General features: G+C 42.4%; 15 protein-coding genes and 1 pseudogene. 4 read left to right on the top strand and 12 right to left on the bottom strand.

Annotated elements, in window-relative coordinates:
- The first annotated feature begins 52 nt into the window (after nt 1-52).
- A complete protein-coding gene (locus tag HWQ38_RS21855; RefSeq protein ID WP_292797696.1) occupies nt 53-373 on the top strand; it encodes a helix-turn-helix domain-containing protein in 321 nt (106 codons plus the stop codon).
- Nucleotides 374-569: 196 nt separating this feature from the next.
- On the opposite strand, the gene gcvP is transcribed toward HWQ38_RS21855, so the two are convergent.
- The 3 genes from gcvP to gcvT all read right to left on the bottom strand — a co-directional run bounded on the left by gcvP (nt 570) and on the right by gcvT (nt 5,493).
- Nucleotides 570-3,485: an aminomethyl-transferring glycine dehydrogenase gene (gcvP, locus tag HWQ38_RS21850; protein ID WP_292797684.1), complete on the bottom strand. Its 2,916-nt coding sequence runs from the start codon at nt 3,483-3,485 to the stop codon at nt 570-572.
- 355 nt (nt 3,486-3,840) lie between these two features.
- Nucleotides 3,841-4,230, bottom strand: a complete 390-nt coding sequence (gene gcvH / locus HWQ38_RS21845) for a glycine cleavage system protein GcvH (protein WP_292797682.1) — start codon at nt 4,228-4,230, stop codon at nt 3,841-3,843.
- Between the two features lie 126 nt (nt 4,231-4,356).
- The gene (gene gcvT / locus HWQ38_RS21840) at nt 4,357-5,493 is read right to left on the bottom strand and encodes a glycine cleavage system aminomethyltransferase GcvT (protein ID WP_292797680.1); all 1,137 of its coding nucleotides are present in this window, start codon (nt 5,491-5,493) and stop codon (nt 4,357-4,359) included.
- A gap of 265 nt (nt 5,494-5,758) precedes the next feature.
- Here gcvT and HWQ38_RS21835 point away from each other — a divergent pair, with 265 nt between their 5' ends.
- A complete protein-coding gene (locus HWQ38_RS21835) occupies nt 5,759-6,256 on the top strand; it encodes a pentapeptide repeat-containing protein (protein WP_292797677.1) in 498 nt (165 codons plus the stop codon).
- 56 nt (nt 6,257-6,312) lie between these two features.
- On the opposite strand, the gene HWQ38_RS21830 is transcribed toward HWQ38_RS21835, so the two are convergent.
- The 3 genes from HWQ38_RS21830 to HWQ38_RS21820 form a co-directional block, all read right to left on the bottom strand.
- The gene (locus HWQ38_RS21830; protein ID WP_292797674.1) at nt 6,313-7,794 is read right to left on the bottom strand and encodes a hypothetical protein; all 1,482 of its coding nucleotides are present in this window, start codon (nt 7,792-7,794) and stop codon (nt 6,313-6,315) included.
- Nucleotides 7,718-8,431, bottom strand: coding sequence for an IS607 family transposase (locus HWQ38_RS21825; RefSeq protein WP_292797671.1), 714 nt, complete (start codon nt 8,429-8,431; stop codon nt 7,718-7,720). Before HWQ38_RS21825 ends, HWQ38_RS21830 begins: the two co-directional genes overlap by 77 nt.
- Nucleotides 8,432-9,008: 577 nt before the next feature.
- The gene (locus HWQ38_RS21820; protein ID WP_292797668.1) at nt 9,009-9,881 is read right to left on the bottom strand and encodes an S-methyl-5'-thioadenosine phosphorylase; all 873 of its coding nucleotides are present in this window, start codon (nt 9,879-9,881) and stop codon (nt 9,009-9,011) included.
- 219 nt (nt 9,882-10,100) lie between these two features.
- Between HWQ38_RS21820 and HWQ38_RS21815 the strand changes: the two genes are divergently transcribed.
- The gene (locus tag HWQ38_RS21815) at nt 10,101-11,225 is read left to right on the top strand and encodes a metallophosphoesterase (protein ID WP_292797666.1); all 1,125 of its coding nucleotides are present in this window, start codon (nt 10,101-10,103) and stop codon (nt 11,223-11,225) included.
- Between the two features lie 129 nt (nt 11,226-11,354).
- On the opposite strand, the gene HWQ38_RS21810 is transcribed toward HWQ38_RS21815, so the two are convergent.
- Nucleotides 11,355-11,786, bottom strand: coding sequence for a nucleoside deaminase (locus HWQ38_RS21810; protein ID WP_292797664.1), 432 nt, complete (start codon nt 11,784-11,786; stop codon nt 11,355-11,357).
- A gap of 16 nt (nt 11,787-11,802) precedes the next feature.
- Here HWQ38_RS21810 and HWQ38_RS21805 point away from each other — a divergent pair, with 16 nt between their 5' ends.
- A complete protein-coding gene (locus HWQ38_RS21805) occupies nt 11,803-12,726 on the top strand; it encodes a nucleoside hydrolase (protein ID WP_292797693.1) in 924 nt (307 codons plus the stop codon).
- Nucleotides 12,727-12,778: 52 nt separating this feature from the next.
- Here the strand turns inward: HWQ38_RS21805 and HWQ38_RS21800 are convergent, their stop codons facing one another.
- The 5 genes and pseudogenes from HWQ38_RS21800 to HWQ38_RS21785 all read right to left on the bottom strand — a co-directional run bounded on the left by HWQ38_RS21800 (nt 12,779) and on the right by HWQ38_RS21785 (nt 14,466).
- A complete protein-coding gene (locus HWQ38_RS21800; RefSeq protein WP_292797663.1) occupies nt 12,779-12,976 on the bottom strand; it encodes a hypothetical protein in 198 nt (65 codons plus the stop codon).
- Nucleotides 12,967-13,164, bottom strand: a complete 198-nt coding sequence (locus HWQ38_RS21795; RefSeq protein ID WP_292797661.1) for a hypothetical protein — start codon at nt 13,162-13,164, stop codon at nt 12,967-12,969. The genes HWQ38_RS21800 and HWQ38_RS21795 overlap by 10 nt, the downstream gene beginning before the upstream one ends.
- Before the next feature lie 24 nt (nt 13,165-13,188).
- On the bottom strand, nt 13,189-13,692 hold the full coding sequence (locus HWQ38_RS21790; RefSeq protein ID WP_292797659.1) for a hypothetical protein: 504 nt from the start codon (nt 13,690-13,692) through the stop codon (nt 13,189-13,191).
- Between the two features lie 90 nt (nt 13,693-13,782).
- A pseudogene (locus HWQ38_RS40550) lies at nt 13,783-13,995 on the bottom strand (DUF1304 family protein); the annotation flags it as partial.
- A 183-nt stretch (nt 13,996-14,178) separates the two neighbouring features.
- A complete protein-coding gene (locus HWQ38_RS21785) occupies nt 14,179-14,466 on the bottom strand; it encodes a hypothetical protein (protein WP_292797657.1) in 288 nt (95 codons plus the stop codon).
- Nucleotides 14,467-14,650 lie beyond the last annotated feature (184 nt).

The following is a 14,650-nucleotide window of genomic DNA, read 5'->3' as shown; positions in this document are numbered from 1 at the left end:
GTCGCGTGTCAAGGCTGCGCCCTGCCCGCTATTTGTGCCAGTTGCGTAAGTCCTGGAAGAAAATAAAGTTGATGTTACTAACGGAAATGTATTTGCTGACTTAGGTTTATCTAATCCTGAACAAAGATTATTGAAAGCTGAACTAGTACGTAAAATCAGTGAAATCATTACTAATCTAAATTTAACACAAGTTCAAGCAGCCGAAATTATAGGAATAGATCAACCAAAAGTTTCTTTACTAATTAGAGGTAGATTAAGTGGTTTTTCAACAGATAGATTGATAGTTTATCTAAATAAGTTAGGTAGTGACGTAGAGATTACAGTTAAACCTAAACCTGAAAATCGTAAATTCGCTCAAACAATTGTAGTTTGATAATTATTAGCAAACAAAAACCTCACCTTGTCCTTGCGGACATCCCTCTCTGAACTCACGGAGAGGGACAGGTTTTGCGTAGCATAACCAGGGTGAGGTTTCTTTGGGCTATTCGATAAACTGTAAATTGCGTCAACAGAGACTTGTATGTACACGATAGCCCTTAAAAAAGGGGTTTGGGGGGATATTTATACAACTAATAAGCATCCATTGGCAGACAAGAACAAACAAAATTCCGATCGCCAAAGGCTGCATCAATGCGACCAACAGCTGGCCAAAATTTATACTCACGAGTCCAAGGCGCAGGATAGGCAGCTTGTTCACGAGAATAAGGATGCTGCCATTCTCCGACGATGAGACTTTCGGCAGTGTGCGGTGCGTTCTTCAAAACATTATCTTGGATATCTACCTTACCTGATTCTATTTCGGCAATTTCTTGGCGAATAGAAATCAATGCATCACAGAAACGATCCAACTCTTGTTTAGATTCACTTTCTGTAGGTTCTACCATGATTGTACCCGCTACAGGCCAGGAGACAGTCGGCGCATGGAAACCGTAGTCCATGAGACGCTTGGCAACATCATCGATTTCGATCGCAGCCGATTTTTTGAGCGATCGCAAATCTAAAATACATTCATGGGCAACTAGACCATTTTTCCCCTGATACAAAACCGGATAGAACGATTCCAGTTTCTTGGCGATATAGTTAGCGTTGAGAATCGCCACCTTAGTTGCTTGGGTTAAACCAGCTGCACCCATCATGGCAATGTACATCCAAGAAATCACCAAGATACTAGGACTACCCCAAGGCGCGGCAGCAACCGCACCAATACGTTGAGAATTAGAAATTTCTTCTCCACTCCCCACAACAGGGTGTCCGGGCAAAAATCGCACCAAATGAGAAGCAACTCCAATGGGTCCCATACCAGGGCCACCGCCACCATGAGGAATACAGAAGGTTTTGTGCAGATTCAAGTGACAGACATCTGCGCCAATATCCCCAGGACGGCAAATTCCCACTTGGGCGTTCATATTTGCCCCATCCATGTAAACTTGTCCACCGTGACTATGAACAACAGCGCAGATTTCCTGAATTGGCTCCTCAAAAACACCGTGAGTTGAAGGATATGTCACCATTAAGGCGGCGAGTTGATTGCTGTGTTTTTCTGCCTTAGCCTTTAAGTCATCGACATCAATATTACCTTGTGAATCACAGGCAACTGCCACCACCTTCATCCCGCACATCACCGCACTTGCAGGGTTTGTTCCGTGTGCAGAGGTGGGAATCAAACAGACATTGCGGTGTCCTTCACCCCGATTTTCGTGATACTGACGAATCACCAAAAGTCCCGTATACTCCCCTTGAGAACCAGCATTTGGTTGTAGAGAAATTCCCGCAAACCCGGTAATTTCAGCTAACCATGCCTCAAGTTGTTTAAACAGGATTTGATAACCTTGCGTTTGCGATGCCGGGGCAAATGGATGAATCTTGCCAAATTCCTCCCAAGTTACCGGAATCATCTCAGCTGTTGCATTTAACTTCATTGTGCAAGAACCCAAGGGAATCATCGATGTAGTTAGCGATAAGTCCTTGCTTTCCAGCTTGTGCAGATAGCGCAACAACTCAGTTTCTGAGTGATAGCGGTTAAAGACTGGGTGAGTGAGATATGTACTTGTGCGGGGGAGGGAGAAATGGGGAAGAGACGGAGAAATTAATTCTTCTAGGGTAAAAGGTAAATCATCTGTACCAGCAAAAATCTGCCAGAGGTCGATTAAGTCTTCTGGTGTAGTTGTTTCATTTAGCGAAATACCAACAGCAGTTGCATCAAAAACCCGCAGGTTAATTTGAAGTTGTTCGCTAGCTGCCAGAATATCTTTTAAATTGCGTCTTCCCAGTTCTACTCGCAGCGTATCAAAGTAAGATTCTGAAACGACTTTGTAACCTAAACGCTTCAGTCCTGCTGCTAGCAACACCGTCAAGGAGTGGATATTTTCAGCAATTTGTTTCAGTCCAACCGGGCCATGATAGACGGCGTACATACTCGCCATTACCGCCAGTAGCACCTGTGCAGTACAGATATTACTAGTAGCTTTTTCACGGCGGATGTGCTGTTCGCGGGTTTGTAAGGCGAGACGCAATGCAGGCTTACCTTGAGCATCTTTTGATACTCCCACAATTCGCCCTGGAACCAGTCGCTTATATTCTTCCTTCGTAGCAAAGTATGCCGCATGAGGTCCCCCAAACCCCAACGGAATACCGAAGCGCTGGGTGCTGCCGACAGCAATATCAGCGCCAAATTCCCCAGGAGGCGTTAGCAAAGTTAAACTTAAAGGATCTGCTGCTACCGTCACCAATGCACCCTTAGCATGGGCTTTTTCTATAAAAGCGCGGTAGTCATAAATGATGCCATCACTTGCAGGATATTGCAGAACAGCCCCAAAAATTGGTTGATCAAAATCAAATGTTTGATGATCGCCGACAATGATCTTAATCCCTAATGGTTTCGCCCGTGTTTGCAACACGTCGATAGTTTGGGGATGGCAATCACCAGAGACGAAATACGCATTTGCCTGATTTTTAGAGACACCATAGCTTAGACTCATTGCTTCAGCTGCTGCTGTGGCTTCATCGAGTAACGAAGCATTGGCAATTTCCAAACCTGTTAAATCGATAATCAGGGTTTGAAAATTCAGCAGCGCTTCTAGTCGCCCTTGGGCAATTTCTGGCTGATAAGGAGTGTAGGCAGTATACCAACCGGGGTTTTCTAAAATGTTACGCCCAATCACAGGTGGGGTAATACTGTCGTAATATCCCATACCAATGTATGAGCGGAAAACCTGATTTTTGGCAGCAACTTTTTTTAATGATGCCAGTGCTGCATACTCACTTTCTGCTTCTGGTAACTTTAGCGGTTGCTTCAGCCTGATTATCTGTGGAACTGTTTGGTCAATTAGGGCATCCAGGCTGGGAAACCCCAAGACCTTAAGCATTTGCTGGATGTCATCAGAGTTAGGGCCAATGTGTCTTGGCGCAAAACTACTTAACTTTTGACTTCTTTCGTCCAGCACTTGCTGCTCATTAGACTTGAGAATGGGGGCGTGTGATACCACAAATTACTCTCCAGATGGTACTATTTAATATTTTGCAATAAATACTCATGAAATTTAGATGTAACTTTTCAGTTCATCTAAATTTCATGATTTATCTTCGGGTGCAGTGGAAGATGAGGGAGATGAGGGAGAAAATTTTAAGTAGATGACACAAAAATATTTACAGTTATTGCAAAGCAAGCCCAGCCTTTGTGATTGCTTGATTCCGCTTCTCTACCAGAGGCTACCGCGTAGCTTGCTTCTCCAAAAAAGTACGCTCCATTCGCAATGACATTGTGTAATTAATTCTGTCCCCCTTGTCCCCCTTGTCCCCCTTGTCCTCCTCATCCCCCCCTACTCCCTAACTCCCTACTCCCTACTCCCCTTCTACCAGGGCGCGATACTCATCTGCTGTCAAGGCATCCTCAACTTCGCCAGGGTCATTGACGCGCACTTTCAAAAACCACCCTTCCCCGTAGGGGTCTTCTGAGACTTCTTCAGGAGAATTAATTAAAGCTTCATTGCGTTCTATAACTGTGCCTGTTATGGGTGAATTCAGTTCTTCAACGGCTTTCACTGATTCAATTGTGCCAAAGTTTTCTCCCCTGGTAAGAGCGTCACCAATTTCTGGCAGTTCCAAAAAGACGATATCACCCAATTCATGTACGGCAAATTCAGTAATGCCAATGGTGCCAATTTCCCCATCTAGTCGCACATATTCATGAGAATCCAGGTATCTGAAATCTTGAGGATATTCAAAAGACATATCACTTCCTCTCCCTTATCAAAAAAATTATTACCCTAACAGTCATCCAAGCCATATCTAGTAAATGAACCTTACTGTAGATTGAGTAACTTACAACACATTATTCCTCAAAAACCTCGACGCTTATCAGTTGGCGACACGATTTTTTGACCGATAAAAGGGACGTTTAACTACAACTGCTGGATAAGCTTTGCCGCGAATTTCGACTTCTAGCTGCTGAGTGACAGTTGCTAACTGGCTGGGAACGTAGGCTAAAGCAATGGGATAACCAAGTGTGGGCGACAGAGTGCCACTGGTAACTTCTCCCACAATTTTACCTGCGGATAACACTTGATAACCGTGACGGGCAATGTTGCGTCCTTGGGTTTGCAAACCTACCAATCGGCGCTGCACTCCAACGGCTTTTTGCTGTACTAAAACTTCCCGACCAATAAAATCGCCTTTGGTATCTAAGTGAACTAGCCACCCCAAACCTGCTTCTAAGGGTGTGGTGATGTCATCGATATCTTGTCCGTAAAGTGCCATCGCCGCTTCTAGCCGCAGGGTATCTCTCGCACCGAGTCCACAGGGGATAACACCAGCATTATGGAGACTTCGCCACAATTCTACTCCCACATCTGGATCTACCATCACTTCAAAGCCATCTTCTCCGGTGTAACCTGTGCGGGCTAGGAAGGCAGGTTTACCTAGTAATGTTGCTTCTAAATGTCCGAAGGCTTTGATTGGTTGTAAGTCTTCTTGCACTAATGGCTGGAGATATTTAATCGCTTTTGGCCCTTGCACGGCAATTAAGACTTTTTCTGGTGAAAGGTCTTGGAATTGCACCTTATCCAAGTCAAGGTGTTGCAATAGCCATGCTTTATCTTTACTGGAGGTTGCGGCATTGACTATGATAAATGCTCTCTGTGTCCCAGTGGCGTCTTCACCTTGGTAATAAACAATGATGTCGTCAATAATTCCGGCTTGGGGATTTAACAATACGGTGTATTGTGCTTGACCGGGTTGCAAACGACTCAAGTCTGAAGGCACTAGAAGCTGGAGTTGGGAAATCAGGTTTTTACCTTGGAGGGTAAATTTGCCCATGTGGGAAATATCGAACATTCCGGCTGTATTTCTTACAGCCTCGTGTTCGCGGCTAATGCCACTAAATTGCACGGGCATTTCCCAGCCGCCAAAGCTGGTAAGTCGGGCTTTGAGTTCTACACCCAATTGATATAAGGGAGTTCGCGCCACAGTTTGGGCGTTGTCTTCTTGATTAGCCACAGGTAATTATTTTGCGATCGCACCTCAACATCTATCATCCTACGAGATGCCTTCTAGTTTTACAGACTTGTGAGCAAATTTGAGCATTGGGCATGGATAAGAGACAAGGGAGACAAGGAAGAGGGGGGAGACAAGGGAGAGACTTGTTCAATAATTCCCCCTTATCTCCCTCATCCCCCTCATCTCCCACTCCCCACTCCCCACTCCCCTTCTGTAAGCTTTAATAGTTAATGGTACAAGTGTTGAGATTTATTAAGAAGAGATTATGAAATATTGGCAACTGTTAGCTAGCTTTGTCTTAGCTATGGTTCTTTTTTTCTTTCCCCTATCGGCGCAAGCTGCAAGTTCTTCCAGTATTACCCGTTCTGTGGGGAATGATGAACTTAAGGGCAAGGATTACTCTGGTCAAAGTTTAATTGGCACTGAGTTTACCAATCTCAAGTTAGAGAATGCTAATTTTAGCAATGCTAACTTACGTGGTAGCGTGTTTAACGGTAGCGTATTGCAGCAAGTAAATTTACATGGTGCTGATTTTAGTGAAGGCATAGCCTATCTAACAAGGTTTAAGAATGCTGATTTAAGTGATGCTGTATTGACCGATGCAATGATGCTGCGTTCTACTTTTGATGGCGTGGATGTCACTGGTGCTGATTTTACGAATGCGATTTTAGATGGCATACAAGTGAAAAAACTTTGTGTGAAGGCAAGTGGTGTGAATTCTAAAACTGGTGTGGATACTCGCCAGTCTTTAGGATGTAAGTAAAATCTTACAGCTTCTAAAAATCTATGCAAATCTAGATTAACTCTGCGGTATAAGTTTTAAACGCTCTTTTCTAATGCTTGCGCTTCCCCAGAAATGAGGTTGATCAGAAAATCCCAGTTAGAAACAGTAAAAAAATCGTGTCTGCGATTTATTTTACCGGAACGTTTGATTTGTTTATTCAGTTGTGACCACCAGTGCCATACGTGCTTCTCTGAGTTCACCTCAAAGTAGGCGTTTATGGCACTGGGTAATCGTTCAGAGAGTTTCATTCCACGACGGGCAATTATTAACGCCGCAGCATAATCGCTAGATAACGCGTACATTTTCATGTATTTTACCAATCCAATGAGGCTGGAATAGGCTGGATTGACCGTTATAAGTTCAATACCACGATTCGATAGGATTGATTGAAGTAATTCGTAAAACCTGCTGTACGCCCAACTTGATAACATTCGAGCGTATTTTCTTGATTCTTCACCCAATCGTTCTTTTTTATCTGCGAAATCTAACTCTTCACATACCACAGGACACTCAAAAGAACCTGCTAATGCTGCAAGTTGTAAAACTGCTCCAACAATGTTTGAGTCTTGTTTACCATTGGGTAATCCCATTTGTAAAAGTATCTGACCTTTAGCTTTTAAGTTACCATCTGGGTCAACATAAGCCCATCCAATAGAGCCAGGATTTAGGTCAATCCCAATTCCACCATAGTTAACACTCCGCGACTGTTGTTTTACAGGTTTTGGAGTGAACTGAACTGCTGTAACCCATCTGCCATTTTTGCAGAAGAAATGCCAAGTATGCGCTCCAATATCCGGTAATCGGTTTATGTTCCAATCAAAATTACCAATATTAGAACTAACTGTTTTACCAAATCTAGACTCTAGGCACTGGGGGACACGAATTTTGATTGTTTGACTGTCCCACTGTGCAACTTGATTCCCAAAAGATTCATCTTTAGAACCGACTATAAAAACATTGCCGTGGGGCACGTAAACCCTGATAGGTTTAACTTTCAGGTGTTCTAATTTATTTTTAAATAGTACAAGTTTGCGTTTTTTACCATGAATTTGGAATTTTAAATTACTCCAGTTGGTATCACGGTATTTTAATGAACAAGACAGAGGAAAGTTACACCCGGTTTTAGAATGCTGCCAATTCTTTTTCGCGTAAAACTTCCTAGCTAACTTTAATTTACGCTCAGATGATTTTAGCCATTTCTCAATTGATTTTATCTTACCTACAATAGTTTTGATATGCAGTTCCCTATGAGCCTTGGCAGCATCCACTTTCCCCTTAGCAAAACTAATTACACCATTAGCGTGTCGCTTATTGATGCCATAGCTCAATTGTAAATGCGTGTTCCATTGAGATTTATTAAACTCATCACCAAAAAGCAAATGATTAACTGTTTCCATTGCTCCACTGCGAAAAATCGGTGTATACGACTCCAGGAACATTTCAAGCTCGGTTTGCCCAAGTGCGTTCATTTCTGTCTCTGGTGTGGGTAATCCCTTGCAGTAGGTAATAGTAGACATTGATTCGACCCTTCAATGTGGTTATTCCTCTATACACTACTACTCTTCTAGAGATTTTGCTTTTCTTCTCAAGGAGCTTTTTGTTTTTACTGGAGCGAGAGCCATATAGTCGTGCAGAAAAAACTGTTATCACTTCCAGAACATCTGAGGCGAGGTCTTCTTCAAAGGTTGCATCCTCTTTCCTATTGAGAATTATGATTTCTGCGCCATGATATTCACAAATCGCAAATACTAATTCCGAACCAAATCTCAATAAACGATCTTTGTGAGTAATCACTAGCCTTGCAACTTCACCATCCAAAAGTGTTGTAATGAGCTTAGTTAATCCCTTTTTGCGGTAGTTCATCCCACTACCAAGATCCCGAATCACTTCGTAACTCCATCCCCTGGAAGCGCAATAAGCAGACAAAACGGCATCTTGTCTGTCTAAGTCTGATTTTTGGTCGTGACTTGAAACTCTTGCATAAGCTATTGTTTTTCCAACAGCTTGTTCTACGAAGTCAGTAAGTTTATACCGACGATGACCACCATCTGTTCTTACAGATTTAATTTTGCCTTCACGCTCCCAGCGTCTGATTGTATCAACACTCACGGCTTTTAATTCGGCTAGTTCACCAATGCTAATCAGCCTATCCATTCTTTACCGAGAATTACTTGTTATAATTCTAGGTAAATCTATATATTTTGACAACAGTCGTTTACCCCTTCTTCGTTGGTGGAGATCAGGGTGGTTTCATACAAGCAGAGAAAAACTGAAACTGGGTTTCAAAACCTCTCCCCACGGGGCTACGAGGCTTTGAATCTTACTCCCCAATCCTACAAAGGTTGGGGCTGTTCTTGTTAGGTCTGTATTTCACTCAACTGAGAACTGCTATAGTAATGAGCGATGTCTACGCTGGTTACTGAGCCCTTCGACAAGCTCAGGGTAACACTTGCCGTTCGCGCAGCGTCTCGTAGAGAAGTACGGGCTATTCGGTGACGCCCGAACTTGGGATAAAGCGATCGCCTGTATGATTTTATGATCATAGCCCATCGTAGACATCGCACTTACTCTAATCTAAATACAGCATTTCATTAATTTGTAGCAAATTAAATTTTGCAATCCCCTGCAATGCCAATGCGTTCCCCTGCATTAAAAACGCTACGCTTTTACGCAAAACTCTACTAAGAAACTGCATAAGCGTAGCCCGTGGTTGCGATCGCACATTCATATACTACAAATACTTCTGCAACAATAACCCTAACTTTTCCTTTGTCGCCGTTGGTACTTTATCCAACTGAGTCAAAATCGCATATTGCAACGCCGAATGCGCCTCACTCGGCGGCGGATTTTCACTCAAGCGCCGCACAGTTTCTTGAATCACCTTTTGAGCATTTACAGCATTCCGCAGCAAATTGCCAATTACCATCTCCACTGTCACACTGTCATGGTCTGGATGCCAACAATCATAATCTGTCACCAGCGCTAAAGTTGTATAGGCAATTTCGGCTTCCCTTGCCAACTTCGCCTCTGGTAAATTCGTCATCCCAATGATTGTTGCACCCCAACTGCGGTAAAGATTTGATTCTGCCTTAGTGGAAAAAGCTGGCCCCTCCATGCACACATAAGTACCGCCGCGATGGAGAGTAACTTCTGGTAAATTGAGAGATGCGATCGCATCTGCCAACACAACAGCCAAATTCTTACAAATCGGATCACCAAAGGCAATATGAGCAACAATTCCTTCACCGAAAAAGGTTGAAATCCGATTTTTTGTTCTATCAATAAACTGATCTGGCACCACCATATCCAGTGGTTTCGCCTCTGCTTTCAAGGAACCCACAGCACTAGCTGAAATTAAATACTCCACACCCAATTGTTTCATCGCATAAATATTAGCGCGAAACGGTAACTCAGAGGGTAAAAGCGTATGATTGCGACCATGACGCGCCAAAAAAGCTACCCGTGTACCATCCAAAGTCCCCAGAATCAAAGCATCAGATGGTGAACCAAAAGGAGTCTCAACTCGCACCTCTTCTACATCTTTGAGCGCGTCCATTTTGTAAAGACCGCTACCACCAATAATCCCAATACTAGCTTGAGCCATGATTCTAAACCTGTTACTTGCTGATCTGCTAAGTTATTTTATCGAAAAGGGGAGTAGTAGGGGCAATTCACGAATTGCTCCTACCCTGTGTAGTTTTGCATCAGTTCTAATGTATACAAATGTTAAATAGACGCATTCCTAAGCAGTGAGAGAAAGTAAGAGTTATACTTTTGGGAAAAGGCTTGTTTTAACCCCTGCTTTTAACATTTTCATAAATCAATGACTCTCAATTTTCGGTTTGCGGTAGTTAGCGACTTACACTTGGCACTTCCCCACACAATCTGGGATCATCCCAGTCGGTTTCATCTAGTGGAAGTTAGCATCTCAGCATTTAAAAGTGTACTAGAACATTTAATACAACTCGATTTAGATTTCTTATTGTTACCAGGAGATTTAACCCAGCATGGCGAACCAGAGAACCACGCCTGGTTGCAACAATGTTTAGCCCAGCTACCTTTTCCCGTCTATGTTGTTCCTGGTAATCATGACGTTCCTGTGCTGTTGGCTTCGCAACAATCAATTGCTTTTGCGGATTTTCCGTACTATTACACGAAGTTTGGCTATGAAGATCCACAGCAGATGTACTACATTCGTCAGTTATTGCCTGGAGTTAAGCTGATTGGACTGAATTCTAACTCTTTTAATGAACAGGGTGAACAAGTGGGGTGTTTGGATACCAAACAGCTACGGTGGTTAGAAGAGGTACTGGCGGCATCTGGTGATGAATTAGTTCTAGTGATGGTGCATCATAATGTAGTGGAGCATTTGCCCAATCAATCGAGCCATCCACTGGCAAATCGCTATATGTTGGCGAATTCAGCAGAACTGTTGCAATTGCTGAGGCGCTACGGAGTCAAGCTAGTATTTACTGGGCATTTGCACATTCAGGATATTGCTTACTCAGATGGAGTGTATGATATTACCACTGGTTCTTTAGTTAGCTATCCTCATCCTTATCGGGTGCTAGAGTTTCATCGGGATAACGAAGGTAAAGAATCGTTGCAAATTTTATCCCATCGGGTAGAGTCAGTGCCGGAGTTTCCTGACTTGCAACAGTCATCGCGGCAGTGGATGGGCGATCGCTCTTTCCCCTTTTTAATCAAGTTACTAACTCAGTCTCCATTAAACTTACCATTATCACAGGCCAAAAAATTAGCTCCTAGTTTGCGAGACTTTTGGTCAACTATTGCCGATGGGGATGCAGTATTAGATTACCCCAACTTTCCGCTAGAAGTGCGGCGTTACATTCAGACCTATAATGCATTGGCGCAGCCCAACCCAGACATGCCTCCTAGTGAAACTCTTACCCCGATTGATAATAACAGCACACTTTTGCTGGGTTAGGAGTGATCAGTAGCCTCCTTCATCCCTGCCATAATTCTCTGATCAAAAGTCACCTTGGCAGGGCTACTCCTGTACAGACGCGATTAATCGCGTCTCTCCAAACTCCTGTACAGACGCGATTAATCGCCTCTAATTACCGATATCTTCATTCCAAAGTTCGGGGTTAGTTTGAATAAACTTACTCATCATTTGTTCGCATTCGTCAAGATTAAGATCAATTACTTCCACGCCGTGAGATACCATAAATTCTTTAGCACCAGGAAAAGTTCTAGATTCTCCAGCAATGACTTTTTTAATCCCAAATTGTACCACAGCCCCAGCGCACAGATAACACGGCATTAAAGTTGAATAGAGTGTTGTGCCTCTGTAGCTGCCAACTCTACCAGCATTGCGGAGACAATCGATTTCAGCGTGAGTGACAGGATCGCCATCTTGCACACGTTTATTGTGTCCTCTGCCAAGAATTTTACCATCCTTGACCAGAACCGAACCTATGGGAATACCACCTTCTTGTCTACCTTGTTTTGCTTCTTGAATTGCAGCTTCCATAAACTCATTCATGATTAATTCTCCCTTTATGTCAAAACAACTTGTATTAATGGATCACGATGGCGGTGTGGATGATTATCTAGCAACTATGCTGCTGTTGACGATGGATCATATTGAACTTCTTGGTGTTGTAGTCACTCCAGCAGATTGTTATATCCAACCGGCTGTTAGCGCCACACGTAAAATTATCGATTTGATGGGATTTTCTCATATCTCGGTTGCAGAAAGCACTGTGCGCGGTATCAATCCATTTCCTACTCTTTATCGCCGTGATTCGTTTATCGTTGACCATCTCCCCATTCTCAATCTAAGCGAAACCATCACCACGCCTCTGGTTGCCGAAACAGGTCAAGATTTCATGATCAAGGTGTTGCAGGAGGCATCAAGCCCCGTAACGTTGATGGTAACGGGGCCGCTGACGACGGTTGCAGTGGCTTTAGACAAAGCACCGGAAATTGAAGCGAAGATTCACAAAATTGTTTGGATGGGGGGTGCGTTGAATGTTGCTGGTAATGTGGAAAAAAGTTTAGAAGCAGGACAAGATGGTTCTGCCGAATGGAATGTTTATTGGGACGCAATTTCAGCAGCGCGGGTATGGCAAACCCAAATTGAAATTATTATGTGTCCTTTGGATTTAACTAACAATGTCCCAGTCACATCAGAATTAGTGCAAAAAATGGGACGACAACGCCACTATCCCATCTCTGATTTAGCTGGACAATGTTATGCACTGGTTATCCCTCAAGATTATTATTTTTGGGATGTACTGGCGACAGCTTATTTGGCACACCCGGAATTCTATCAGTTGCGCGGATGGGAAACTGAAATTATCACCACCGGTCTGAGTCAGGGGCGTACTAAAGTAGTCTCTAGTGGTCGGAAAATTTATGCAATGGATCAGGTAGATAAAGAGGCTTTTTATGCTTATATATTGCAGCAATGGGCAAGATAAAAAACTAAAAATTATAGCAGGTTTTATATGAATAGATGACTTTACCTTTAATTCACCAGAAGCTTACAATTCTTTCAAAAGGTAATCCTGATTTTTTGATTTTATCGTCAATCACTTTTTCAGTGATAACTAATATATCATCGTTATCTAGAGATAATACCTGTTTCGGAGGGTCTACTGGTTTAGTGTCTTTAGGCTGTAAACATTTACTTTCGGCTTTCAACTGATCGGCGAATGCCCTCAACCACATTCAAAAATGCAGATATTATTTTTCTCTGCTTCTATCATTTTTGCAATTATTTTAAGACGGGACTCTGCTTGTTTGATAGCATCTGAAAGAGCCTGTTGTTCTTGTATTGCAATAGATTTTTGCAGCCTTTCCTTCCGGTTGTTGATACGAGATTTCTGCCCTTGTAATTTTGATTCAAGAGTATGCACTTTAGCGCTTCCATGTTTCTCTAACTATTGAAGCGCCTCGATATCTTGCCAGCAGCATTTCTCATTTAAGTGAGTAGCTAGGCTACGGAACAATGTTATTAAGCCAGAACTATTAAAATCTATCTTCCATACTGCATATTCGGTGGGATTAAGAAGTGTATCAAAAAACACTATAGCAGGAAGATTATTTTCAGGAAGATCGATAAACCGAGCAAAGTCATATGATTCTCTAGTTTGATTATGTTTGAATTGTGAAAAATATTCTGTGCTGAATTTTGATGTGATAAGTTCTGCTACCTTTTCTCGCGGGACGCGTTGATTATCAACTGTAATGGAAGGCCCAATGACTCGAATATATTTGCCTGTTACCCAGTGAATCTCCTCATAAGAACCCACTAATTCTTGGAAAGCAAACTTATCAGATGGTGTTACCAGAATAAATGCATAAAGACCTTGATTGTTGTTATATCTAGCTCTAAGAGCCGCATTTTTAAATGCATCTTTAAGAGAACGGAGTGACGTGTCCATAAAAACACAAACTAATTTTTATAAGTGCTTTTTTTCGTATATATTATATTGATAACAATAATTTTTATGATCATCATCCATATAAATACATTACAAGGAAAATTTCTGAATATCATTCTTTGAAAAAGGCCCAAAAAAATTGCTGTCAAAACTTAGGGATGAAACAATAATGAGAGCAATCATTGCTGGAAGCATTTGAAATACAATCGTTGTAGGCTTTAGCGTGACTACACCATAAAGACCAGCAACGATAACACAAACTAAGAAAAAGAGCCGAATCGATGTGTTTTTATTAAAAGTCCCCCAGAATAAACAGTGACCTTATCTTTAATCTTATCAACAGCTTCACTAACCACCTTCGGAGCTACAGTAAGGAGGCTTGTGAGATTCCAAGCATGTATACCTCGTCTAGCTTATGATGCTTCTCCAAGGCAACTTCATGAATAGTGAAGTAAATGGGTATACAATTCACCCACTCCCCACTCCCTAATACAAATAAGGATTCGTCTTTGGTTGATAGTCAGAACAATTGATCGCTTCTTCTGTATTGGCAATAGATGGGCGTACAGTACATTTAAGACGGTAATTGTCGGTAAAAAATTGGCAACCAGTACAGGGAATTTGATGCATTTGCTTGGCTGTAGTCACACTATCTCGCGCCGCCGCCCAGAGATTCACAACAAGGAGAATAATTACAGTCCAAGCAACGACAAAGCAAATCGGGATTAAGAAAGGTTGAATTGCATGAATCAGGAAAGATAGCAGTTTAAACACGGTATGTCTTAATACAAATTAGGAGTTAGAAGTATCCAGGACTTACGCAAAAAAGTTCCAAAGTAGCGGTAATACCCTGCGGGAAGCTAAAGCTACATGAATTACCACTACGACAAGTCAGGTTTTTGAGAGAATTTTGCGTAAGTGCTAATATCTTAACTCCTAATTCCTAAGAAGTATTAAG

Origin of the sequence: Nostoc sp. NMS7, assembly GCF_017115085.1 — a bacterium.
Taxonomy (GTDB): domain Bacteria; phylum Cyanobacteriota; class Cyanobacteriia; order Cyanobacteriales; family Nostocaceae; genus Nostoc.
Note: the sequence above shows the minus strand (reverse complement) of the source record. Positions and strands in the feature narration are given on the sequence as shown.